This window comes from Nonomuraea lactucae, assembly GCF_003313395.1.
Taxonomy (GTDB): Bacteria; Actinomycetota; Actinomycetes; order Streptosporangiales; family Streptosporangiaceae; genus Nonomuraea; species Nonomuraea lactucae.
Genome location: NZ_QNFZ01000291.1, coordinates 1 through 23,911 on the forward strand (window position 1 = coordinate 1; position 23,911 = coordinate 23,911).

16 protein-coding genes are annotated in these 23,911 nt (G+C 70.6%); 9 read left to right on the forward strand and 7 right to left on the reverse strand.

The features are described 5' to 3' along the window. Positions 1 to 124: 124 nt before the first annotated feature. The 4 genes from DQW85_RS20660 to DQW85_RS20675 are packed head-to-tail and all read right to left on the reverse strand — an operon-like array spanning position 125 to position 7,110. On the reverse strand, positions 125 to 952 hold the full coding sequence (locus DQW85_RS20660; protein WP_113701941.1) for a class I SAM-dependent methyltransferase: 828 nt from the start codon (positions 950 to 952) through the stop codon (positions 125 to 127). Positions 953 to 983: 31 nt separating this feature from the next. Beyond that, entirely contained in the window at positions 984 to 2,249 is a 1,266-nt protein-coding gene (locus DQW85_RS20665) for a cytochrome P450 (RefSeq protein WP_113701942.1), read from the reverse strand. Between the two features lie 59 nt (positions 2,250 to 2,308). Continuing rightward, positions 2,309 to 5,599 carry a ferritin-like domain-containing protein gene (locus tag DQW85_RS20670; protein ID WP_113701969.1) on the reverse strand — a complete coding sequence of 1,097 codons (3,291 nt, stop codon included), beginning with the start codon at positions 5,597 to 5,599 and terminating at the stop codon, positions 2,309 to 2,311. Beyond that, entirely contained in the window at positions 5,596 to 7,110 is a 1,515-nt protein-coding gene (locus DQW85_RS20675; protein ID WP_113701943.1) for a flavin monoamine oxidase family protein, read from the reverse strand. The genes DQW85_RS20670 and DQW85_RS20675 overlap by 4 nt, the downstream gene beginning before the upstream one ends. 405 nt (positions 7,111 to 7,515) lie before the next feature. Between DQW85_RS20675 and DQW85_RS20680 the strand changes: the two genes are divergently transcribed. Genes DQW85_RS20680 through rfbB form a run of 4 tightly spaced genes read left to right on the forward strand, consistent with a single transcriptional unit; the run spans position 7,516 to position 12,012 of the window. Continuing rightward, positions 7,516 to 8,775, forward strand: a complete 1,260-nt coding sequence (locus DQW85_RS20680) for a nucleotide disphospho-sugar-binding domain-containing protein (protein WP_205315266.1) — start codon at positions 7,516 to 7,518, stop codon at positions 8,773 to 8,775. After that, on the forward strand, positions 8,769 to 9,998 hold the full coding sequence (locus DQW85_RS20685) for a cytochrome P450 (RefSeq protein WP_205315267.1): 1,230 nt from the start codon (positions 8,769 to 8,771) through the stop codon (positions 9,996 to 9,998). The genes DQW85_RS20680 and DQW85_RS20685 overlap by 7 nt, the downstream gene beginning before the upstream one ends. Positions 9,999 to 10,000: 2 nt before the next feature. Then, entirely contained in the window at positions 10,001 to 11,065 is a 1,065-nt protein-coding gene (locus tag DQW85_RS20690; RefSeq protein WP_113701944.1) for a glucose-1-phosphate thymidylyltransferase, read from the forward strand. Continuing rightward, positions 11,062 to 12,012, forward strand: a complete 951-nt coding sequence (rfbB, locus tag DQW85_RS20695; protein ID WP_113701945.1) for a dTDP-glucose 4,6-dehydratase — start codon at positions 11,062 to 11,064, stop codon at positions 12,010 to 12,012. The genes DQW85_RS20690 and rfbB overlap by 4 nt, the downstream gene beginning before the upstream one ends. 6 nt (positions 12,013 to 12,018) lie before the next feature. On the opposite strand, the gene DQW85_RS20700 is transcribed toward rfbB, so the two are convergent. After that, complete coding sequence (locus tag DQW85_RS20700) at positions 12,019 to 14,826, reverse strand: ATP-binding protein (protein WP_205315268.1); 2,808 nt, start codon at positions 14,824 to 14,826, stop codon at positions 12,019 to 12,021. A 1,078-nt stretch (positions 14,827 to 15,904) separates the two neighbouring features. On the opposite strand from DQW85_RS20700, the gene DQW85_RS20705 reads away from it, so the two are divergent. After that, on the forward strand, positions 15,905 to 17,443 hold the full coding sequence (locus DQW85_RS20705) for a glycosyl hydrolase family 18 protein (RefSeq protein ID WP_113701947.1): 1,539 nt from the start codon (positions 15,905 to 15,907) through the stop codon (positions 17,441 to 17,443). Here DQW85_RS20705 and DQW85_RS20710 read toward each other — a convergent pair. After that, the gene (locus tag DQW85_RS20710; RefSeq protein WP_113701948.1) at positions 17,440 to 19,275 is read right to left on the reverse strand and encodes a HAMP domain-containing sensor histidine kinase; all 1,836 of its coding nucleotides are present in this window, start codon (positions 19,273 to 19,275) and stop codon (positions 17,440 to 17,442) included. The genes DQW85_RS20705 and DQW85_RS20710 overlap by 4 nt on opposite strands. Then, a complete protein-coding gene (locus DQW85_RS20715) occupies positions 19,265 to 19,963 on the reverse strand; it encodes a response regulator transcription factor (protein ID WP_113701949.1) in 699 nt (232 codons plus the stop codon). The genes DQW85_RS20710 and DQW85_RS20715 overlap by 11 nt, the downstream gene beginning before the upstream one ends. A gap of 177 nt (positions 19,964 to 20,140) precedes the next feature. Here DQW85_RS20715 and DQW85_RS20720 point away from each other — a divergent pair, with 177 nt between their 5' ends. From DQW85_RS20720 to DQW85_RS20735, 4 genes are all read left to right on the forward strand, one after another. Continuing rightward, positions 20,141 to 20,755 carry a hypothetical protein gene (locus tag DQW85_RS20720; RefSeq protein WP_113701950.1) on the forward strand — a complete coding sequence of 205 codons (615 nt, stop codon included), beginning with the start codon at positions 20,141 to 20,143 and terminating at the stop codon, positions 20,753 to 20,755. A gap of 88 nt (positions 20,756 to 20,843) precedes the next feature. After that, positions 20,844 to 21,995: an efflux RND transporter periplasmic adaptor subunit gene (locus DQW85_RS20725; RefSeq protein WP_205315269.1), complete on the forward strand. Its 1,152-nt coding sequence runs from the start codon at positions 20,844 to 20,846 to the stop codon at positions 21,993 to 21,995. After that, positions 21,992 to 22,684: an ABC transporter ATP-binding protein gene (locus DQW85_RS20730; RefSeq protein WP_113701951.1), complete on the forward strand. Its 693-nt coding sequence runs from the start codon at positions 21,992 to 21,994 to the stop codon at positions 22,682 to 22,684. The genes DQW85_RS20725 and DQW85_RS20730 overlap by 4 nt, the downstream gene beginning before the upstream one ends. Beyond that, positions 22,681 to 23,895, forward strand: coding sequence for an ABC transporter permease (locus DQW85_RS20735; RefSeq protein ID WP_113701952.1), 1,215 nt, complete (start codon positions 22,681 to 22,683; stop codon positions 23,893 to 23,895). The genes DQW85_RS20730 and DQW85_RS20735 overlap by 4 nt, the downstream gene beginning before the upstream one ends. Positions 23,896 to 23,911: the final 16 nt, after the last annotated feature.

Here is a 23,911-nt window from a genome sequence, read left to right on the forward strand (position 1 = left end):
GGCGGGGGCGGGGGCGGGGGCGAGGGCGGCGGCGGCGGCAGATGGTGGATCGAGGCAAGACGACATCGAAGAACTCCCTGTCTGCGGGGCATCGGAGCGGAACGGTGTCCGCCCGGCCGTCGGGTCAGGACCGCTGCGCGGTGATCAGGACGTAGCCGGTGTGCGGGTGCTTCCCGAATGCCTCCATCAGGTCGGCCGCCGCGGTGATCTGCTCAGCAGCGGGGGCGTCGAGGGAAGCGGCGAGTTCCCGGAAGGCGGCCGAGGCGTGCCCGTAGCTGGCGCGGACCCGTTCGCCGATGTCCGACAGCTCCAGCAGCCGCCAGCCTGCCTCCGCCAGGCGTGCGCGGTGCTCGTCGGGCGTGTTGATCCCGGCGATCTCATACATGTGCAGCATGCCGTCCAGCAGGGTCCTGCCGTCGCCGGTGAACGGCTCCCGCTGGCACAGGTCGGCGATGACCAGACGGCCGCCGGGGCGGACGACGCGATGGATCTCCGCCAGGGCGGCGGCCTGGTCGGGCATGTGCAGCAGCGACTCGATCGCCCAGGCCCCGTCGAAGGAACCGTCGTCGAAGGGGAGATTCATGGCGTCCGCGAACAGGAAGGAGGCCCGGCCGCGGGCGTCGGAACCATTCGCCAGCTCCGACGCCTGGGTGAGCTGCTGCCGGCTGACGGTGATGCCGGTCACGCGTACACCGTGCGCTCCCGCGATGCGCAGGGCCGGGACGCCGTTGCCGCAGCCCACGTCCAGAAGCTCCTGATCCGGCCGGAGGGCGAGGTGGCCGGCGACGAGGTCGGTGAGGTGGTCGGTGGCCTCGGTCATCGGGACGTCCTGGTCGTCGTCCCAGTAGCCCACGTGGATGTTGCCTCCCAGGGCGGCTGTGGCGCCGACGTCGGTGAACACGTCGTATGCCTGGCCGACGGAGCCGGGGGTGGTGTCGGACTGCTGCGTCATGGTTGCCTTCTCTTCGTGCGGGGTCGGTGTGTCACTGCGGGTCACGAGGGCCGGACATGGTGAGCACCAGACGTGTCGGCCCGTGGAAGACCATGTCGTCGGCGTAGTCGACCTGCTGACCGCCGCGGCCCAGCCCGGGAATGCCGTCCAGCAGCGTCCGGAGGCCGATCTCGGCCTCGGCGCGGGCCAGCGTCGCGCCGAGGCAGTAGTGGATGCCCAGCCCGAAGCCCAGGTTCCGGTCGGCGGGGCGACGCACGTCCAGAGTGTCGGGGCGCGAGAAGCGCGCGGGGTCCCGGTTCGCCGAGCCCAGCAGGGCTACCACCCGGCTGCCGCGTGGCACCTCGTGCCGGCCGAGGCGGGTGTCCTCGTACGCCCATCGCGTCACCGCCTGCACCGGCGGGTCATAGCGCAAGAGCTCCTCGACCGCCCCCGGCGTCAGCTCGGGAGTGCCGCGCAGCTCGTCGAGGACCTGTGGGTGCGCCCGCAGCGCCAGCACCGCCTTCGCCAGGAAGTTGGTGGTGGTCTCGTGTCCGGCGGTGAGCAGGTGGACGCAGGTCCCCACGATCCCGTCCACGCTCAGCGGCGCACCGCCGTCCCGGGCGCGGACGAGGATCGTGAGCAGGTCGCCGCGTTCGTCCCCGTGCCGCTGGCGCACCTCCCGCCGGAAGTAGCGGGCGAACGCCCGGGAGGCCGCCTCGGCCCGTGCGTAGCCGCCCCTGCCGTTGCGCGATCGGGTGGTGCTGGCCTCTTGCAGGGCCACCGCGTTGGCGCGGAGCCATCCGTGGTGCTCCTTCGGAATGCCGAGCAGTTCGGAGATGACGAGGATGGGGAACGGCGCCGCGAAGCCCGCGACGAGGTCGGCCTCCCGGTGCCGTCCGAGCCGCTCCAGGAGCTCGTGCGCGATCTGCCCGATGCGAGGCCGCAGACCGGCGACGATCGAGGGCGAGAACTCCTTGCTGAGCAGGGAGCGCAGCTCGGTGTGGCGCGGCGGGTCCAGGAACACCAGCCAGTTCTCGATGATGGCCCGCAGGGCCTGGTACTCGGCGGGGATCGGGACGGACACCGCGTCGGCGTCGGCGGACGCCACGCGCGCGTCCCGGCCGAAACGCCGGCTCGACAGCACCTGGACGACCTCGTCGTAGGAGAAGACGTAGAAGGTGTCCGGCTTGCCCGCGCCCGACGCCCCGCGATGGACCGGCGCGCTCTCCCGGTAGCGCCGGTACACCGGGTACGGGTGGGCGATGTCCTTCCTGTCCCAGCCCTTGAGGTCGAACCGCGGCAGCGTCGCGGATGGCATGCGGTCTCCTTCGGTTGGCAGTGTGGCGTCGCCGCTTCGTGCGCGCCGCCGGGGGCGCCCTATCGGCGCGGTGGCCGGAAGTGGTCGGCCCAGAACGCGCTCATCTCCCCCACGCGAGCGGGCACCATGGGGTGCTTGCCGCATGCCGCCGCGAGGTGGTCGAGGCGCAGCGCGATGCCGCGCCTCGCCACGTCCGGACGGGAAACGGGCGCGGGCTGCTCCGCCAGCTCGAACGACGGCCCGGCGGTCATGCCCCGTCGCCCCGACGGCAGGGTCACCAGCAGTTCCGCCAGCGGGCGCATCAGGCCCGTCATCATGTCGATCGCCGCGTTCATCAGGTCGGACCGCCGAAGGCTCTCGTCCGGGCGCTCACCGAAGTGCTGGACCATGAGCTGCAGCGCCATGAAGTAGGAACGGTTGAACAGCCGCATGACCGACCTGGCGTCAGGATCGGTCACCGTCTCCATGGCCGGGTTTCCCTCCCCGAGGGTCGGGTTCCGCACGACGGGATAGGCCGGGCTCCACCGTTCGCCGCCCGGGCGCGTCCCCGCGGCCGGTGCCCCGCGGAGCAGATCGGAGATCCGGAGGAACGAGGCGTAATGTGACCTCTCGGCGGTTCGCGGGCCGAGCACCCCTCCCTCTCCCTGCTCGGTGATGACGTCGATCGCGAACAACGCGCTGGAGAGGTCGTCGACCTCCAGCTGGTAGTCGGGGTGGTGCCGGTTGAGCGACTCCCGCAGGAAGAGGTGGTGCTCCCCGCCTCCCCTGCCCCTGTCCACCAGGAAGAGATCCGGGACGCGTTGCAGGCCCTCCCGGATGTCCGCGTACAGTTCGCTCAGCGAGGCGTAGGGGTGCCTGTCGTCGAAGGACGCGGGGGCCGCCGTGTCGCCCCGCCGCACCTCGCCGACGAGGTCTTCCGGCCGCTCGATCTGCACGAACCGCTCGACGCTGCCGGGTCCCAGCCTCTCGAGGGAGAAGTCCAGCGGCACGGGCAGCTCGTGGTTGACGGTGCCGAAGTCGATCCGGGGCACGTGGAACGGCTCACCCACCGCGGTGATGATGTTGTTGACGAGGAGGAAGTGGATCATCTCCTCGCGGGCGATGTTCAGCAGCATGCTGCGGATGCCCTCGTCGAGGGTCTCTCCGCCGTCGCCGCAGGCGAGCCGGAGCTGCTCCGGCGTCCACGCGCCCCGCCGCACGTACTCCAGACCGGCGCCGTGGGTGGGCACCGAGTAGGCCGCGTACAGGTACTGGAGCATGACGGCCAGCTCGATCGCGGCGGCGTCGCGCAGCACCTTGACCAGCGAGCCGCGGCTGGTGATCCTCCCGCTCCGGCGGCCGGCCGCAGGAACCGTCAGGAGGACCTCGTCCGGCGCCTGCTGGGCCCGCAGGAACTTCAGCAGGAGCCGCGCCTTCGGCTCGGACAGATCCCGCGTCGGCGGCATATAGTAGGTCTTCGCCTTGTTGCGCGGGTCGCACATCTGCCAGATCAGTTTCGCGTACGTCTCCACCTTGCACCGATCCGCCAGGCTGAACACCTCGGCCTTCATGAAGGAGTACAGGTGCTCGTAGAACGCGAAGACCTCCGTGTACACCAGGTCGAAGGTCGCCTCGTCCTGGCCGATCCCGGCCAGCCGCCAGTCGTCGGGAAGCACCCGCACCGCCAGGTACCCGGCGCCGGGCCAGTAGCCGAGCGCGTCGTCGTGGTCGTAGCCGAGGGCAGCGGAGCCGGGGAGGTCCACGTCGCACGGCAGGTCACCGGCGCCGGCTGACAGCAGGACACGGGCCGTACCGGCCGCCGCGCCCCGCATGGTGAACCACCCGCGGCCCGCGAGGTCCGTGTCCAGGACACAGGTGCTAGACCACGCGCCGGAACCGTCCCGCCGGCCCGCGCGCAGCCGGACGATGTCGACGTCGGAGCAGCGCGCCTCGGGAGAACGCGCGGACGGGTCGCGCGGGAGGGCCCTGGGATTGAAGAACTGCCGTACGCCGATCTCGCCGACAGCGCCTGGACGGCCCCGCACATAGGACCGCACGAGCACCTCGACGTCGTGGTCCGCGTCGTCCGGGTCCCGGGGATGCTCCAGGAAGTGGCACGCGTCGTCGACCTGGACGTTGATCTCCTTTTCGCGCAGGAGCACCACCGGGCCGCCGGGGCCGGTGCCGACCAGGTGCAGCGCCTCCTCAGCCGCGGCGTTCGCCGGTATCTCGCTGGGAACCGTCACCAGGCCGCCGGCCAGGACGTACTCCTCCCCGAGGTACGCCCGCCGGGGCACCCTGGCCACCAGCCGGCCGCTGTCCGCCGTGCGCAGTTCGAGATCGCCGACGTCGACCAGCGCGGGGAGACCGGCCGCGGCCCCGGACCGATGGTCTCGCACCGGACCGGAGGCGGGCACCGCGGTGATCATGTTGAGGGTGACGTGCTCGTCCGTCAGCTCGACGGAGAGGTTGTGCAGCCCGCCGGGGGCCCGGCCGGATGCGCGGCGGTCCGGGACGAGCAGGCGCCCCGCCGGGTACGTGCGCGGCTCGTGCGGGCGCCAGGGGGCGATCGTTCCGCGCAGCTGCCAACGGCTCGGCTGGTCGGGCGCGAGCGGAGCGGACATGTGGCTGAGCGCGAACTGCACCACCAGGCCGCCGGCCTCCTCGGAGGCCGCCGTGGCACGCAGTCGCCGCACGGCCGGAGAGACCGCCGCCTCGTCGAGCCAGGTCAGTTCCTCATGCTCGGGCACGACGAACTGGTAGACCACCGACCGGCGCAGCCGGCTCGCCAGCCAGTGATCGCCGACGTCGCTGACGTGCTCGGCGTTGTGCCACCTCGGGGGGTGGAAGCCGCGGACGGCTCCGGTGGCCATGTACCCGACGTCGTGGGAGCGTCCGTCGCGCCCGAAGCAGAACTGTCCGACCATGAGCGTCGTGGTCCACTCGGAGGACGGATCGACGTCGAAGACACGGGCCCGGTTGACCGTGGTGGCGAGGTACTCGTTGTAGTGCCCCCACATGTCGACACCGCGCCCGACCACCGGGTCGGCGGTGTCGATGTCACCCGCGCGGCCCTCGACGCTGACGATCCGCGCGTCGATCGAGAAGTGCCCGTTGCCGGAGAAGTCCTCGCCCTTGGCGGCGCTGAAGGGCCCGTCGGGCGTCGGGCGGCCGGTGCTGTCGAACCTCGGTCCCAGCCGGTCGAGGTAGTCGTGGTACTCGACGGGCGGCCGGTGCGCCGGGAAGGGCTGCCCGTCATCGGTGAGCGCCGTGCTCGTCGCCAGATCGACGAGACCGTTGCGCGCGCCGGTGGGCAGGTGTGTCGTCGCCACTCCGCGGAAGTGCAGCCGAGGCAGGTCGAAGACGCTCACACCGACCCGTCCGAGGGGCTCGGCCTGGAGGCGGCGAACACGCGGTTCGCCCGCGGCTCGTACCACTCGATCTCGTGCGCGGCGTCGATCGCCGACTCGATCGCGCCCTCGATCCAAGCGGGCTTCGACGAGCAGTGCTCGCCGGCGAAGAAGAGCCCTTTCTGCGGACGGGTCGCCTCCCGCCGCTCCGCCTCGCGGAGAGCGGCTTCCTGAACCCAGCGGACCGTGGCCGCCCCCCAGGACCATCGGTGCGAGCCCCAGGCCCGTCCTGCCACGCCGAGGAGCATGCCCGGTCGGCGCAGCTCGGGGTGCATCACGCTCAGTTCCCTGGTGACGACCGCGGTCCTCTCCGCCTCGCTCAGCCGGCTGAGCGCGTCGGCGTCCGGCCCGATGGCGTAGCTCGCGAGCAGCACCGCGCCGAGCGCCGGATCGCCGTCGGCGGGCGGGTAGTAGGTCTGCCGCACGAGCCCGCCGGTGAAGGAGGCACCCCCGCTGATCCCGTCCTTCTCCCAGAAGGGCTCGCGGCAGTGGAAGGCTATCTTCGTCGCCGGCCAGTATTTCGTCTGATGGACGATGTCCAGCTTGTCCTGGTCGAAGCCGGTCAGCCGCATCCTCCTGAGCACCGTGAACGGAACGGTGCACACCACGTAGTCGCAGGTCTTGGTGAGGGTTCTGAAGCCCTGGCGGATCCGCAGGATCACCGCCTCGTCCCGGACGTCGATGCCCACCACCTCCTGGCCGGTCGAGATCTCTCCCCGGATCCGCGAGGCGAGCCGCCTGGGGAGCTCGTCCATCCCGTTGCGCAGCCGCACAATGGTGGAGCTGGTCTCGTCCAGCACGTCGTCGAGAAAACGCTCAAGGCGTGGCGGGCAGAACGACCGCACCTGGGGATGGTCGGCGAAGAAGGCGTGCAGGTCGATCCTGTTCCCCGCGCTGCCGCGCCGGTATGGCGTCAGGTCGATGTGATCGACGAGGTTCAGCAGTTCCACGCCTATCTCGTCGTGCAGCGCGTCGTAGAACTTACGGGGGGCGATGGCCCTGATGCTGGCGTCCAGCCAGGCGCCGAACAGCAGGGTGTTCTCCCGGTAGTGCCGGTTCGGCAATCCGGCGGCGAAGTCGTTGACAAGGGTTTCACGCGCGTCGCGCACCCGAAGGTATCCGGAGGAACTGGGCAGGTAGGCGGCGTCGTCGGAGAACAGCGTCCGGAACTCGCGGACCTGGTTCTGCAGACCGAGTTCGGCGATGTAGTGCATGGTCAGCCGGTGCCCGGCGGGGATCCGCATCGCGCCCAGCTCGGCGAACGGCCCGGCCCGGCCGCCGCCGGGAAAGCGATGGGTGTGAATGCGTCCGCCGATCTCGCGGCTTCCTTCGATGATTTGGACGTGATGTCCGAGGCGCTCCAGTTCGTATGCCGCCACCAAGCCGGCGATGCCGGCGCCGATGACGGTGACCTTCTTCGGTCCACCGATGGCGCCGTCCGGCCCGTCAATCTCCTGCAAAGGTGCCGTCACAGATTTCCTCCAGTACGCGATGCCAAGGCCGGGAGCTTGTCCTGGATGAACGCCAGCGCCTTCCCAAACCCGGAAAGGGCGATGCCTGGGATTGCTCATCGGCCATTGTTTGCGCGGTGGCGGCGCGTCCGTATCCCCCAGCGGACCTGGGCACGGATGGTTTGGCCGGCGATCCGCCGGCGCGATCGGGGCGGCGTGGCGGCGCCATCCTGCGCGAGTGTGCGGGGTTTTCCCCGCGCCGCCGTCCGGGGCGCGGAGTGGGGCGATGCTGGCGGGCGTGGCTGGACGGCCGGGTCCGTGGGTGCCTGGGCCGACCGGCGAGAACGGTGACACGAGACCCCGACGGAGGCGACGTTGACGCGAATACTGATCGCTACCACACCGGCACCGGGACACGTCGTCAGCATGCTCGAGGTCGCACGCGAACTGGCCCTGCGCGGGCATGAGGTGCGGTGGTACACGGGTCGGGCCTTCCAGAAGCAGGTGGAGCAGGCCGGGGCGCGCTTCGAGCCCATGAGCGCCGGACTCGACTTCGGCGGCATGAGCCGGGAGGAGGCTTTCCCCAGCCACGCCGGGCTGACCGGGATCGCCGATTTCAAGATCGGTGTCCGGGACATCTTCTACCGGACCGCACCGGGCCAGATGAATGACCTGCTGGCGGTGCTCAAACGGTTTCCGGCCGACTGCCTGCTCGCCGACGACATGTGCTACGGCGCGTGCTTCGCCGGCGAGCGCACCGGGATCCCGCTGGCCTGGCTGAGCAATTCGGTCTACATCCTCGGCAGCAGGGACACCGCCCCGCTCGGACGGGGGTTGCAGCCGAGTTCGTCGCCGCTCGGACGGGTGCGCAACGCGCTGCTCAGGTTCGTCGGGGATCAGGTGGTGATGCGGGACCTGCGCGTGGAGGCCGACCGGACACGGGCCCTGGTGAAACTGCCGCGGCTGAGGACGGGCGCCATGGAGAACATCGCGCGCCCGCCCGCCCTCTACCTGATGGGCACCGTGCGTTCGTTCGAGTTCCCCCGCAGCGACCTGCTCCCGGGAACCCACTTCGTGGGCGGGCTCCTCGGCCTTCCCCCGGAGAACTTCGACCCGCCCGCCTGGTGGGAGGAGCTGCACGGCGGCCGGCCGGTGGTGCTGATCACCCAGGGCACCACTTCCAACGCCGTCGACTGGCTGCTCGCCCCCGCCGTCCGGGCACTGGCCGACCAGGACGTCCTCGTCGTGGTCACCACCGGGACCACCCTCGACGTCGACCGGCTGCGACCACTGCCGGACAATGTCCGGCTGGAGCGGTTCGTCCCCTACCACCACCTGCTGCCGCACGTGGACGTGATGGTGACCAACGGGGGCTACAACGGCGTCAACGCAGCCCTTGCCCAAGGTGTGCCCCTGGTCGTCGCGCCGGGCGCCGAGGAGAAGCCCGACGTGGCGGCGCGGATCAAGTGGGCCGGGGCCGGTGTCGTCCTCAGGCGGCGGGCCGTGTCCGAATCCAGCCTGCGCCGCGCCGTGACCACCGTGCTGAACGACGAGCGCTACCGGCGGCGGGCACGCGAACTGTCCCGGGAGCACCAGAGCTACGACGCCCCGCGACGGGCCGCCGAGCTCATCGAGTCCATGGCCGATTTCCAGGGCCAGATTCCCACCGGAGGTGTCACATGTTGAACGTCACGACGAAAACCGGCCTGGTAGAAGCCCCCGAGACGAGCATGCCGACGGACCCGGGCCCCTTCGACTGCATGCCGGACCTGCTGGCGGCCGCGCGGGTGGCTCCGGTCGTCCGGATCCCCTATCTCGGCAATCACGCCTGGGTCGTGTGCGACCCGGAGCTGGTGCGGGTCGCGCTCACGCACCCCGAGCTGGCCAAGGACGTGACCTTGGTCCCCGACTGGATGCGCAAGCCGGGCCTGATGCTGGGATCGCAGCCGGATCCGGAGTACGCCCGCACCATGATCATGAGCGACGGTGAGGACCATGCGCGGATCCGGCGGCTGCACGCGTCGGTGCTGAGCCCGCGAAACACCGAGAAATGGGGCGAGCGGGTCAGCGTCAAGGTCGACGGATTCCTGGATGAGCTGGAGCAGTCCCGTTCCGGGGAGTCCGCGGAAGTCAACGTGGTCACGGCCTACACGCACCGGATCCCGCTGGCGTTCATCTCCGAGATGCTCGGCCTGCCCCTTGAGGAGGAGCGGCGGCTGCGCAGCATCACCGACGTCATCCTCTACTCCTCCGACTACCCGGCGCGCACCGAGGCGGTCGGGGCGCTGTACGGGGCGGTCGAAGGCTGGGTGCGTGACCCGGCCCCGCTGAATGACGGGGTGATCACGGGTCTGCTGGCCTCCTCCGACGGGCCGGACGCGGCGGTCACCGAGGGCGAGGTCGTCGTCTGGACACTGGCGATGGTCATCACCGGGTACGAGACGACCGGGAGCCTGATCTCCGCATCGCTGTACGAGGCTCTGCGGCGACCGGCGGAGGAGCGGCCCCAGACCGACGAGGACATCAAGGCGTGGGTCGAGGAGACCCTCCGGGTGCACCCGCCGTTTCCGCACCCGACCTGGCGGTTCGCCACCACGGACATCGATCTCGGCGGCTATCTGATCCCCAAGGGCGCCCCGGTGCAGGTCAACATCGCGGCGGCGAACCGGCAGCCGGACGAGGGAGCCGACAGCTTCGCCGCGGACCGGCGGGGACAGGGGCACCTCACCTTCGGCCTCGGCATGCACTACTGCATCGGCGCCTCGCTGGCCCGGCTGGAGGCGCAGATCGCGTTGCGCGGTTTCCTGCGCCGATTCCCGCTGGCGCGGCTGAGCACCGGCACCGCCGTCGAGTGGGAGTCGGAGTGGATGATACGCCGGATGAGCGTCCTGCCCGCCACGCTGGCCTGATGATGAAGGCGCTCGTGCTCGCCGGCGGGTCCGGCTCCCGGCTACGGCCGATCACGCACACCTCGGCGAAGCAGCTCGTGCCTGTCGCCAACAAGCCGGTCCTGTTCTACGGCCTCGAGTCGATCGCCGGGGCGGGTATCCGTGAGGTCGGCATCGTCGTCGGCGACACGGCCGCCGAAATCGAGTCCGCGGTCGGCGACGGCTCGCGGTTCGGCCTGGACGTCACCTACCTCCCGCAGGAGGCGCCGCTGGGCCTGGCCCACGCCGTGCACATCGCCCGGGACTACCTCGGCGACGACGACTTCGTGATGTACCTCGGAGACAACTTCATCGTCGGCGGCATCAGCGCTCTCGTGCGGCGATTCCGGATGAACCGCCCGGACGCCCAGATCATGCTGACCCGGGTGTCGGACCCGCGCGCGTTCGGCGTGGTCGAGCTGGATCCCCGCGGCCGGGTGATCGGCCTCGAGGAGAAGCCGGAGCATCCGAAGAGCGACCTCGCCCTGGTCGGCGTCTACATGTTCACCGCCCGCGTGCACGACGCCGTGTGCCGGATCAAGCCGTCGTGGCGGGGCGAGCTGGAGATCACCGACGCGATCCAGGAGCTGATCGACGCGGGTTGCCGCGTCGATCCGACCGTCGTGTCCGGGTACTGGAAGGACACCGGCAACGTCTCCGACATGCTGGAGGTCAACCGCCTCGTCCTGGACGGCGTGGAGGCCGACTGCTCCGGTGATGTCCACTCCAGCGAGCTGATCGGCCGGGTGGTGATCGAGAAGGGCGCGACCGTCACCGGGTCGCGGATCGTCGGCCCGGCGGCAGTCGCGGCCGGCTCGCGGATCCGCGACTCCTACATCGGTCCGTTCACCTCCATCGACAGCGACTGCGCGGTGATCGACAGCGAGGTCGAGTACTCCATCGTGCTGCGCGGGGCGTCCATCGTCGGGGTACGGCGCGTCGAGCGCTCGCTGATAGGACGCGAGGTCGAGGTGACGTCGACGCCCCGGATCCTGAGAGCCCACCGCCTCGTCCTCGGCGACCACAGCAAGGTGCAGGTCGCCTCGTGAGGATTCTCGTGACCGGCGGCGTCGGCTTCATCGGCTCGCACTTCGTGCGCTCCTCAACCGACGAGGACCAGGTGACGGTGCTCGACAAGCTGACCTACGCGGGGAACCTGGCGAACCTGGAGCCCGCCGAGGGCCGGTTCGCCTTCGTACGCGGCGACATCTGCGACGCCGAGCTGCTCAGGGAGGTGGTGCCCGGCCACGACCTCGTCGTCAACTTCGCCGCCGAGTCGCACGTCGACCGGTCGATATCCAGCGCGGGCGAGTTCGTCCACAGCAACGTCCTGGGCGTGCAGACCCTCATGCAGGCATGCCTCGACGCGGGCACCCCGAAGGTCGTCCACGTCTCCACCGACGAGGTGTACGGCAGCATCGAGGCCGGCTCCTGGGACGAGACAGCACCGCTCAGCCCGAACTCCCCCTACGCCGCGTCCAAGGCAGGCGGCGATCTGATCGCGCTCGCCTACGCGCGCACACACGAGCTGCCGGTCAGCATAACCCGCTGCGGCAACAACTACGGCCCGTACCAGTACCCGGAGAAGGTCATCCCGCTGTTTGTCACCAACCTGCTCGACGGCCTGAACGTGCCGCTGTACGGCGACGGCGGCAATGTGCGCGACTGGATCCACGTCGATGACCACTGCCGGGCCATCCGGCTGGTCGCCGAGCGCGGCGAGGCGGGCGAGGTCTACCACGTCGCCGGAACCACCGAACTGACCAACCTGGAGCTGACCGGCCGGCTGCTCGACGCGCTCGACGCCCACTGGCAGCGCGTCGAGCGGGTGCCCGACCGCAAGGGCCACGACCGCCGCTACTCCTTGGCCGACGGCAGGCTGCGGGCACTCGGTTACGCGCCGCGGATCGCGTTCGAGCGGGGCCTCGCCGAGACCGTCGAGTGGTACGCCGCCAACCGCCAGTGGTGGGAGCCGCTGAAGAAGCGCGATCCATGAGCCGCGCTACACCTTGAGCCGGATGAGAGCCGTACGGGACCGGATCCCGAGCTTGCGGTAGATCTGCCGCAGATGAAACCCGACCGTATGCGGGGAGATGAACAGATGGCGCGCGGCCTGCTGGTTGGTGAGCCCGCCGGCCACGAGTTCCGCCACCTTCCGTTCGGTCTTGGTGAGGCTCTCCCAGCCGGAGACCGGGCGCTGGGCGTGCGTCCAGTGCCGGCGCCGCACACCGAGCTGGCGCAGCCGGGCCCGCACGCGCGCGGCATCCCACTCGCCGCCGAGCGCGCCGTAGGCGCTCATCGCACGGTCCAGCTCGCTGATCGCGCTCTCGTGGTCGCCGCGGTCGAGCAGCAGGCCGGCGTGGTCCTCGGCCACCGCGGCCTGAGCCCACGGGTTGCGGTGCAGCCGGCCGGCCTGGGCCAAGGCATCAGCGTCTCCTTCGGCGAGCGCGCGGGCATGCATGGCCGCGGCGAGCACCGCGGGAACGCGCCGGTTGCGCGTGCGGAGGTATTCTGCCGTGTCGACCACCCTCTGGGCGATATCCGGCATGTCCGCCGCGAGCGCACAGCGAACACACCAAGCCGCGGCGGCCGGATCTTCCAGAACGAGTTCGCGCAGCGCACCGGCATGCGCCCCGATCTCCGCCAGCGCTTCCGTCGCCGCCCGAGAGTCCGCCTGAGCCTCGGCCAACTGCGCGTTCAGCAGAAGGCGTGCGGCCCACCAGGGACTGGAGGGATGCTGCGGGAAGTCCTTCTCCAGGGTCTTGATGTGATCCTCGGCCTGGGTGAGCGCCCCCCGGCGCAGTGAGACGAGGGCCAGCACCAGCCACGCCTGCGGGGCGAGCATCGGCACGTACGGGCCCTCCATGCCCACACCGACCCTCGCCGCCTCCTCAGCCTCGTCCAGGCGTCCCTGGGCGAGATGCAGCGGTGCCCGGAGCACGGCCGAGACGGCGGCGGCCAGCGTCCTGGCCTCCGAGGCGGCCGTCCGGGCGGAGAACCGGACGACCTCCGCCGCCTCCTCGTACTCGTCGGTCCTGGTGAGGGCGAAGGCGAGGAACCAGCGCGGATCGAAGAGCTGCACGTCCTCGCCCCCGAGCGCGACGGCTTTACGCAGGGTTTGCACCGCATCGCCCGCCCGGCCGTCGCGCCACTGGCTGAACGCGTGGAAGGTCATCGCGCCGACCTGCACGGCTTGTACGTGACGGTCGGGTGCGCTGAGGATTCTCTGCGCTCGTTCGACCGCGGTGCTGTCGCCGGTCAGGTAGGAGGCGGCGAGATAGGTGATCACGGCCTCGCGGTGGTGGAATCCGCTTTCCTGCGCCGCGAGCGCGTCGCCCGCGGCCCGGCGTGCCATCTGCGCGTTTCCCAGCAGCAGCAGCGCGCTCGCCATCGACGCTCGCAGCGCGGCGATGTCCGCGGCGAGCACCGACCACGGGGCCGCGAACCTCGCGGCCTCGTCGATCGTGTCCCTGGCCAGGGTGATCGCCCGTTCCAGGCTGCCCGCCCTGGTGAACGCCTCGACCGCGGTCTTGGCAAGGCGCACGCGCTCGGCCTGCCCGGGGGGCAGCAGCTCCATGCCACGGGTCGCCAGCGACGCCGCGGTCGACGGATCGGCGGCCAGCAGCCTTTGGGATCCTTCGGCGATGACGCGCAGTTCCTCCACGTTGCCGGGCTGGGCGATGTGTACCAGTTGGAGGGCGGCGCGTTCGATCCCGCCGGGACGCGACAGCAGCATCTCCGCCGCCTGTCGACGCAGCAGTGCGCACACCGGTGGCGGCACGGAGTCGAGCAGTACGCGCCAGATCGGCTCGGTGCGGAACGCGAGGTCGTGCTCACCGCAGACCAGAAGCCCCCGGTTGACCGCTTCGTCCACCGCTGCCAGCAGGCCGACCGGTGCTTCGCCGAGCATGGCCGACAGATCCTCCGGCGCGAACGGCGATCCGAGCACCGCTCCCAGCCTGAGAGCCTTCATGGTGGGCGCGGAGAGCGACCGGAGATTCTTCTGGATCATCGTGGAGAAGTGCTTCGGCACAGGCGCGGGCATGCAGACACCGCTCCCGGCGGGGTCGCTGCCGGGTGAGCCGGGCTGCAGCCGCGAGGTGCCGTCGACAACGCATAAATCGCCGTCCTCCACGAGCCCGCGCACCAGCTCGATCACCGCGCGAGGCTTGCCGTTGACGCTCCGCGCCAGGGCGAGGAGCGCTGGGTCGGGGACGGCTCCTGTGAGGTCGGCGACCAGTTGCGTCAACGCCTCGTCTGAGAGCGGACCCAGCTCCCGCACCGGTTCGACCGGGACTCTGCCCTGGAGCTTGCAGAAAGAGGTCTTCACCGGGTCGCACCTCGCGGCGTCCCTGTCCGAGGTGAGGGCGAGCAGCCAGAGGATCGGGCGACCGCTGTGGGCCAAGACAAGGTCGCACAACGCCGTCAGGGCGGGCAGGTTCGCCAGATGCAGATCGTCGAGCACGACGATGGTGCGGGTGGGTTTCGCGTCATTGCGCAGCCATGCCCGTACCGCCTCGATCGTGGCGGACGCACTCGGGAAGTGGAACCTGTCCTCGGCCGTGCCCGGCGTGTGGGGGCGGGGACCGGCAGGCGCCAGAGCCGCCCTGGGGGTGGCATCGGGACCGCCCGAGACGCCGTTGACCACCGCGAAGCCGCTCCTGTCGGCAATGGTGGCAGCTTCCACGAGGAGGCGGGTCTTGCCCGCGCCGGGCGGCGCCTCCACCATGAGGACCTTGCTCCGCCGGGCGCTCGTCACGTTGTGCAGGCTCGCGCTTATCTGTGCCAGCTGCTGTTCGCGGCCGCGCACCGGCGGCAACGGTCGTGCGTTAGGACCCATGATGCTCCGTATCACGATTTCGAAGGGAGGAGACGAGTGCATCACCCCCGGCGACCTGCACGGAATAGACGGTCACGGACGCCATTGGGGCGGTGCGGAGGGCTCACCCGGACGCAGGACGAATTGTTAACCGTGCCGCCGACCCACGATGAAGCAATCCTCCACCTCGCTTCTAAAGGGGACTACGCTCTCATGTCTAAAGGGGACTACGCTCTCATGTGATCAAAGATTCCGCGGCAGAGGTGAGATGGGTCACGATGGTCGCCGACCATCCTATGGTTTGACACGCATTCTACATAGAGCAAATGTTCATGTTGAGGCCACCGCGCGAGCAATGGAGTGTGCTAATCCGGGGGCTATGGGGGTCCGGGAAGCCGGCGCGCCGAGGCGGACCCGGCGAGCGCCGACGAGGCCGTCGCCAGGCTCGTGGCGCGTGCACGCGCCACCTCCGACGGCACTGTCAATTCAGACGCACTCGAATTCAGACAGGCCCACACTTACCCGGCCCATTACGTGAGCATTTCTCTTCTGCCCTTTCTGCCGGGAGAGCGACGGGGTGCGCGACTTTCCGGCGAAGAAATCGCCGTCCACGGTGATGCGCGCTTCATCAAGATTGGCCGGGATTCGCCTTTCAGCGCTCTCGGAAATGGTCGGCTCGATGCCTCGACACAGAGCACTCGCGCGCTCACCTGCTGTCGACAGCCCGTGGAGTCACCAGTTTCGGTTCCCACCTGCGCCTAATTTGTGTACGGGCGTATTGGACGCCGCCGTCCAGCCGCGGACGCCGAACGACGCCCCACGCGGCGAGGCCATTTAATCGCCACCTTGTTTCGGATGGGCATTGGAGTTTCCCGTGCGAATTGACCCCCGGCGGGCGCGTCCAGCCGCCCCCGTGGCCGTTTTGGGCCTTGCCCCCCGTCGCAGCTGAGACTACGATCACGCCAACTGTTAGGAAACTTTACTAAACACCAGGAACCACAGACTCCCCGCCGCGACGTCGATGCCCGGTGACCCCCCACACCGGGTGATAGAAGGGTCGTAACCCCCCATGAAACGAACCCCCCGCCTACTGGCGCTGGCAGTGTCCGTACTGCTGGCGGTCTTAGGAGTCCTCGTCACGCAAACGTCCGCTCAGGCCGCCAACCTCCTCGCGAACCCGGGCTTCGAGACCGGAGCCCTTTCGCCCTGGTCCTGCACCGGTGGGCTCGGTTCGGTGGTCGGCTCCCCTGTCCGCACCGGCACGAAGGCGCTCGCCGGCGCGGCGAGCGCCTCCGACAAGGCCCAATGCACCCAGTCGGTGGCCGTCAAGCCGAGCACCGCCTACACCCTGACCGCCTGGGTGCGCGGCAACTACGTCTACCTCGGCGTGAACGGTGGCGCGTCCACCTGGACCGCGTCGGCGGCGACGTACACGCAGCTCTCTGTCTCCTTCACCACCGCCGCCGGGCAGACCACCGCCGTGATCTACCTGCACGGGTGGTACGGGCAGGGCACCTACTACGCCGACGACGTCAGCTTCGACGGCCCCGGTACCCCGCCGACGACCACCCCGACGCCCACTCCGACACCGACACCGACTCCCACCCCGACTCCGACGCCCACACCGACGCCCACTCCCACGCCGCCGGACACCACGTGCCCGGTGAAGTCGAGGCCGACGGGCAAGGTCCTCCAGGGATACTGGGAGAACTGGGACGGCGCGTCGAACGGCGTGCACCCGCCGCTCGGCTGGATTCCGATCACCGACTCCCGCATCAAGGCCCACGGTTACAACGTGATCAACGCCGCGTTCCCGGTCATTCGCTCCGACGGGACCGTCCTGTGGGAGGACGGCATGGACGCCACCGTCAAGGTCGCCACCCCGGCCGAGATGTGCCAGGCCAAGGCCGCCGGCCTGACGATCCTGATGTCCATCGGCGGCGCGACCGCCGGCATCGACCTGAGCTCCAGCACCGTCGCCGACCGCTTCGTCTCCACCGTCGTGCCGATCCTCAAGCGCTACAACTTCGACGGCATCGACATCGACATCGAGACCGGCCTCACGGGCAGCGGCAACATCAACCAGCTCTCCGCGTCCCAGGCCAACCTCATCCGCATCATCGACGGCGTGCTCGCCCAGATGCCGTCCAACTTCGGCCTGACGATGGCCCCGGAGACGGCGTACGTCACCGGCGGCAGCGTCACCTACGGCTCGATCTGGGGAGCCTACCTGCCGATCATCAAGAAGTACGCCGACAACGGTCGCCTCTGGTGGCTGAACATGCAGTACTACAACGGCAGCATGTACGGCTGCTCCGGTGACTCCTACTCGGCGGGCACGGTTCAAGGGTTCACCGTCCAGACCACCTGCCTGAACAACGGCCTGGTCATCCAGGGCACGACGATCAGGGTTCCGTACGACAAGCAGGTCCCCGGCCTGCCCGCCCAGAGTGGAGCAGGAGGCGGCTACATGTCGCCCTCCCTGGTGTCCCAGAGCTGGAACAACTTCAGCGGCAACCTCAAGGGCCTGATGACCTGGTCCATCAACTGGGACGGATCGAAGGGCTGGACCTTCGGCGACAACGTCAAGTCACTGCAGGGTCGCTAGCGGCCCCGCCCCGGCCGGATCGGCCGCATCGGCCGATCCGGCTGCGAACCGGCGGGCAGCCGCAGGGTGAAGACCGTTCGCGTGCCGGGCACGCTCGTCGCGGTGATCTGGCCGCCGTGGGCCTCGACGAGTTGCCTGACGATGGACAGGCCGAGGCCGCTGCCTCCGCTCCGCCTGTTGCGGGACTTCTCGGCACGCCAGAAGCGGTCGAACACCCTGGGCAGGTCCTCGGGCTCGATACCGCTGCCGGTGTCGGCGACCTGGACCTCGATCTCGTCCCCCGCCCGGTGGGCGGCGAGCGTCACCTCGCCGCCCGGCGGGCTGTGGCGTACGGCGTTGGACATCAGGTTGCCCATGGCCTGGCGGAGCCGTACCGGGTCGGCGACGACCGCCGGATCACCGGCGACGTGGGTGAGCACCGTGACGCCCGCGGCCTCCGCCCCGGCCCGGTGCGCGGCGGCGACCTGCTCGACCACGTCGCGCAGGAGCAGCCGCTCCGGGTCGAGCCGCAGCGTCCCGGCGTCGGCCGCGGCCAGGACCTGCAGGTCGTCGACGATGTGGTTCAGCAGCAGCGCCTCCTCCTGGAGCGAGGCGATCAGGGCGGAGTCGGGCACGGCGACGCCGTCCTGCGCGGCCTCCAGCCACCCGCGGATGTTGGTCAGCGGTGTGCGCAGCTCGTGCGCGATGTCGCTGACCATGGCCCTGCGTAGCTCCTCGACGCGTTCCCGGCGCTCTGACAGGTCGTTGAAGGCGGCGGCCAGGTAGCCGACCTCGTCCTTGGTGGTGACCCGGACACGGACGTGCTGCCCGCTCGGATCCCGGGCCGCGTCGGCCAGCGCGCTCAGTGGCCGCACCAGCCGGACCGCCGTGACCGTGGTCACCGCCACCGTCACCACCAGGACCAGACCGGCTACGCCCGCGATCCGGGCGAGGTTGGCCGGGGACAGGTCGAACACGGGTGTGACGGGGCCGGAGGACGTGCCCACGAACAGGAGCGCGGGCGGGGCGACGAAGGGGGCGAGTTGCTCGCGCCGCGCCTCCTCCAGGCAGTCGTCGACGATCACGATCTCCTTCTGGGTCCCCTTGAACGCCGCCACGAAGTCCCCGCGCAGCGACACGTCCTCGGGGTTCGGCACGGCGTGGCGCCGCGCGCAGGCCACCACGAGCTTCCGCAGCTCCTTGAGGGCACGGGCCTCTGTCTTGGTGGGATTCTCGAGGCCGCTGGGACGACACAGGACGCTGGACGGCTCAAGAGCCGAATGGGGAGCCCGGAGCCGGGGCCGCCCACTCGCTCCGGCGGCCACCTGCGCCCTGACTCCCACATTGGACAGGCACTGGAGCCGCTCACGGGCGAGACGCTCGAGTCGCTCTCGTTCCCGGGTGGGAAGGAGGTACGGCCCGACGGCACGCGGATCGATGCGTGAGCCGGTCGAGCCGGTCGAGCCGATCTCCTGTCCCGGGCCGGCGGTCGTGTTCAGGGGGTCGATGACCGCCGAAGCGCGGGCCGGCAGCGTCGGCTGCCCCGGACCGGAGCCGGCTAGGACCCGGCGTTCCAGCGTCGTCAGGGTGATGCCGCGGCCGGTCGCCTCGGCCAGCTCCCGGACGGTCCCGCGCACCCCGTCCCAGTCCCGGTGGCGGGCCGCGTAGCCGGTCAGCGCGTCCCGGATCCTGGTGTCGTCGGCCAGGACCTGACCGCGTTCCTGCTCGATCGCCAGGGTGGTGCCGCGGAACACGAGCCAGGCGGTCGAGCCGACCGACAGCAGCGCGATCAGGATGGAGGTGCTCAGCAGCCGCGCCAGGAGGCTGTTGCGCAGCGGGATCCTACGCGCCACGGCGCCCGCCGGTCAGCTTGTAGCCGAGGCCGAACACGGTCAGCAGCAGCTCGGGGGCGCTGGGATCCGTCTCGACCTTCCTGCGCAGGTTCAGGATGTGCATGTCGACGGCGCGTTCGGTCGAGGCCCGGTCGTAGCCCTCGGTGCACTCCAGCAGCTGGCGCCGGGAGAAGACGCGGCCGGGCGCGGCGGCCATGGCCTGGAGTATCCGGAACTCGCCCGGAGTGCAGGTCACCGGCCGGTCGCGGCAGGTCACCTCATGTCTGGCCGGATCCACGACGAGAGGGCCGACGCGCAGCGCCCGCTGCCCGGAGAGGCCCGAGGGCCGGGCGCGCCGCAGCAGGGTGCGGACCCTGGCCATCAGCTCGCGTGGGCTGAACGGCTTGGTCACGTAGTCGTCCGCGCCGAGTTCGAGACCGCGCAGCAGATCGTCCTCCGTGGAGCGGGCGGTCAGCATGAGCACCGGCAGGTCGCCTTCGCCGCGCACCCGGCGGCACACCGTGGTCCCGTCCACGCCGGGCAGCATCCAGTCGAGCAGGAGCAGGTCCGGCGGCTGCCTGAAGACCTCGTCCATGGCCGCCTGGCCGTCGTGCACCACGGTGACGGTGTGGCCTTCGAGTTCGAGGTAGCGGCGGATCAACGCGGCCTGCTTTTCGTCGTCCTCGGCGACCAGAACGTACGCGCACATGGCCTCGATGCTAGAGGCGCGACCACTGGGTCAAGGGGCGGTCGAGGAGTGAGGAGAGTCATCCCGCACTCTGACGGCTCTCTGACATGCGTGTGCCTCCGGCCTCCCGGCGATACGCGAGAAACAGGTCGTCGCCGGGCTGACAACTTCATGACATGGGCGGGCCATGGTTGCCGCATGACGAAATTCGCGAACGTACTGACCGGCGCCTTCGCCGTGACGGCTCTCGTCCTCGGCACCGGCTGCTCCGCGAGCGCGGACGGCGGGGACGCGGGCGGCACCCGAGGCGATGTGGCGTCCCTCGCGCACAAGGACGGACAGAGCAAGAAGAAGGAGTCACCCGGCCGCGCCGCCTCCGGGACGGACCGCCCCCAGATCCGCCTCGACACCTCGGAGCGGGAGAAGCTGGACATGTACCAGCCCTACCTGTCATGCCTGAAGGAGCACGGGGTGCCGGTCCAGAAGGGCGGCGGAGGGCCGGCGGGCAACAAACCGGCGCCGGACCCGTCGAAGCTGTACTACCCGAGCGTGGACGTGTCCAAGTACCCCGCCGCGGTGAAGGCGTGCGACGGGAAGATGCCCCAGCAGCCGCCGGAGCTCGACCCGAAGAAGAATCCCCGTTACCTGGACGACTTCCGCGCCTGGATCAAGTGCATGGACGGCCGGGGAGTCAAGGTCGACGCACTCCCTGACGGCAGCGGCTTCAACTGGCGCGAGGTCACCGTGTCCGACGCCGAACGGGACCGGATCGTGGACGAGTGCGAGATGGAAGCGTTCGGTGGCCGCGACTGATCATCCTGGGCCCGGGACGGAAGGCCGCGCGGGGGACGACCGTGGCCTCCGTTCCGGGCGTCCCAGGGCCTGGGTCCTGGTCGTCACCGTGGCCGTCCTCCTGGCGGGCGGTGTCTGCGCGGCCCTGGTGGCGGCGGGCGGAGGCGGGAACAGGGGCGCCGCCCCCAAGGCCGGCCCGAAGGTCGCGAGCGTCGCCGTCACCAGGACCGATCTGTCGGACTCCAGGGAGATGGAGGGCACCCTCGGCTTCGGCGCGTCCCGAACCATCAAGGGCGCCGCCGGCGGCAGGGTCACCTGGCTGCCCCGGGTCGGCGCCACCGTGAAACGCGGCAGGCAGCTGTACCGGGTCGACGACCGGCCCGCCGTGGTCTTCTACGGCGGCACGCCCATGTACCGCAGGCTCGGCACCGCCGGCGCGGTCGGCCGGGACGTGCGGGTGGTCGCCGACAACCTCAGGGCGCTCGGCTACGACATCGGGGCCCAGCCGCCCCCGGGCACCACCGTCCGGCCGCGGGCCGCCGCTCGCCGAACCGCCCCTCCTGGTGGCTCCCCTTCCAGGACCCCCGCTCCCGGCACGCGGTCCCGCCCGGTGACGGTCAAGGGGGGCGACGGGGTTCTCACCTCCTCCCTGATCGCCGCGATCAAGCGCTGGCAGCCCACCGCCGGCATGGAACCGACCGGCGTCCTCGACGTCACCGACGTCGTGGTGACGCAGGGCGCGGTGCGGGTCGGCAAGCTCGACGCCCAGCTCGGAGACGAGGCGTCCGCCGAGCTGCTGACCCTCACCGCCACCAAGAAGACGGTGACCGTACCGGTGGACGTGCTGGACATCGGCTCGATCAGGAAGGGCCAACGGGTCAGCGTCGCCCTGCCCGGCCGGTCCACGACCCCCGGCAGGGTCACCGCGATCAGCACGATCATCCAGGGCACCGGGGACGACCGAGACGGCGCCGCCGGGAACCCGTCCCAGCAGCTCGACGTCACCGTCTCGCTGAAGAACGCGAAGGCCGTACGCGGCGTGGACGCCGCGAACGTGAAGGTGCGGTTCGCCGCGAAGACTCGCAAGGACGTCCTCGTCGTCCCGGTGGGCGCCCTGCTCGCCCTGAGCGAGGGCGGCTACGGCGTCCGGGTGCCGGGCGGCAGGCTCGTCGCCGTCGAGACCGGGATGTTCGCCAAGGGCCTGGTGGAGGTCAGCGGCGAAGGAATCGCCGAGGGAACGAAGGTGGAGACGGCCTCATGACCCCGGTCCTCGCCGTCCGGGACGCGAGCATGGCCTACCCGGGCGGCGTACGCGCCCTCGACCAGGTCTCGCTGACCATCGAGCAAGGCGAACTGCTCGCCATCGTCGGCCCGTCCGGATCCGGAAAGTCCACGCTGCTCAACATCATGGGCACCCTGGACCGGCCCACCAGCGGCAGCGTGACGATCGGCGGCCAGGACGCCACCGGCCTGCCCGACCGTCAGTTGTCCGCCCTGCGGGGGCGGCGGCTGGGCTTCGTCTTCCAGCAGTTCCACCTGACCGACGGGCTCACCGCCATGGAGAACGTCGCCACCGGCCTGCTCTACGCCGGGGTGCCCAGGCGGCGCCGACGCGCGCTGGCCACCGAGGCCCTGGCGCGGGTCGGCCTGGCGCACCGGACCGGCCATCTCCCGCACCGGCTCTCCGGTGGGGAGCGGCAGCGGGTCGCCATCGCCCGCGCACTGGTCAACGAGCCGGCGCTGGTACTCGCCGACGAGCCCACCGGGGCACTCGACACCGCGAACGGCGCCGCCGTCCTGTCCCTGCTGACCGAGTTGAACGAGGAGGGCACCACCATCGCGATCATCACGCACGACCGGGACATCGCCGCACGGCTGCCCCGCCGCGTCGAGCTCGTGGACGGCCGCCTCGTCTCGGACACCTCCGTCCCGACTGGAACCCCACGATGACCGACCTTTCCTCCCCCGTCAGGCCGGTCCGCCTGGCGCCCGCCGACCTCCTCGGCCTCGGCCTGCTGGGCATCCGCACCCGCAAGCTCCGTGCGACCCTGTCGGCGCTCGGGATCTCCATCGGCATCGCCACGATGATCGTGGTGACCGGGATCCCGGCCTCCAGCCACAACGCGCTGATGGCCGAGTTGTCCGCGCTCGGCACCAACATGCTGCGCGCGGAGCCGATCCCCGACGGGCAGTCACCCGTGCCGCTGCCCGAGCACTCGATCGGCATGGTCCGCCGCATCGGCCCGGTCACCATGGTGAGCGCGGTCGCGAACACCCACGCCGTCGTCCGCCGCTCCGACCGGATCGCCCCCAACGACTACTCCGGCCTGACCGTGCTGGCGGCCAAGCATGACCTGCTGGGCGCGGTGGGCGGTGGCGTGGCCTCGGGCCGGTTCTTCAGCCGGGCCGACGAGCGGTTCCCCACCGCGGTGCTCGGCTCCCGGGCGGCGACCCGCCTCGGCCTCGGCGAGGTCGCCCCGGGGAGGGCGGCTCCGCAGATCTACGTCAACGAACGCTGGTTCACCGTGATCGGCGTTCTCGACCCCGTCGCCCTGGCACCCGACCTCGACCAGACCGTCCTCGTGGGCTGGCCCGCCGCCCGTGAGCTGCTGAGGTTCGACGGTCACCCCACGGTGATCTACGTCCGGGCGCGAGAGTCCAAGCTGGAGGACGTCCGGGGGGTTCTGGCCGCCACGGTCCTGCCCGAGCTGCCTGGACAGGTCACGGTCAGCCGCCCCTCCGACGCGCTGGCCGCCAAGCGCGCCACCCAGAACTCGTACTCCTCGCTCTTCCTGGGCCTCGCCGGGGTCGCGCTGCTGGTCGGCGGGATCGGCGTCGCCAACACGATGTTCATCTCGGTGCTCGAGCGCCGCCGCGAGATCGGGCTGCGCCGCGCGCTGGGGGCGAGCCGGGGGCAGATCCGGGGACAGTTCCTCATCGAGTCCGTGGCGCTGTCCGGCCTGGGCGGCCTGGCCGGAACCCTGCTGGGCGTCCTCGTCACGGTCGGCTACGCCACCTACCAGGGCTGGCCCCCGGTCGTTCCCCTCGGCTCGGTGGCAGGCGGCTGCTTCGGCGCTCTCGTGGTCGGCGTGACGGCGGGGGTCTACCCTTCCGTCCGCGCTTCCCGCCTGCCCCCGACCGAGGCCCTGTCAGCGACCTAGCGCGCGGCATACGGTG

Coding starts and splice junctions, on each gene's coding strand:
- DQW85_RS20685 (WP_205315267.1), top strand. CDS start 8,769: ATGTTGAACGTCACGACGAAAACCGGCCTGGTAGAAGCCCCCGAGACG.
- DQW85_RS20690 (WP_113701944.1), top strand. CDS start 10,001: ATGAAGGCGCTCGTGCTCGCCGGCGGGTCCGGCTCCCGGCTACGGCCG.
- DQW85_RS20665 (WP_113701942.1), bottom strand. CDS start 2,249: ATGCCATCCGCGACGCTGCCGCGGTTCGACCTCAAGGGCTGGGACAGG.
- DQW85_RS20720 (WP_113701950.1), top strand. CDS start 20,141: ATGACGAAATTCGCGAACGTACTGACCGGCGCCTTCGCCGTGACGGCT.
- DQW85_RS20735 (WP_113701952.1), top strand. CDS start 22,681: ATGACCGACCTTTCCTCCCCCGTCAGGCCGGTCCGCCTGGCGCCCGCC.
- DQW85_RS20730 (WP_113701951.1), top strand. CDS start 21,992: ATGACCCCGGTCCTCGCCGTCCGGGACGCGAGCATGGCCTACCCGGGC.
- DQW85_RS20660 (WP_113701941.1), bottom strand. CDS start 952: ATGACGCAGCAGTCCGACACCACCCCCGGCTCCGTCGGCCAGGCATAC.
- DQW85_RS20715 (WP_113701949.1), bottom strand. CDS start 19,963: ATGTGCGCGTACGTTCTGGTCGCCGAGGACGACGAAAAGCAGGCCGCG.
- DQW85_RS20705 (WP_113701947.1), top strand. CDS start 15,905: ATGAAACGAACCCCCCGCCTACTGGCGCTGGCAGTGTCCGTACTGCTG.
- DQW85_RS20680 (WP_205315266.1), top strand. CDS start 7,516: ATGCTCGAGGTCGCACGCGAACTGGCCCTGCGCGGGCATGAGGTGCGG.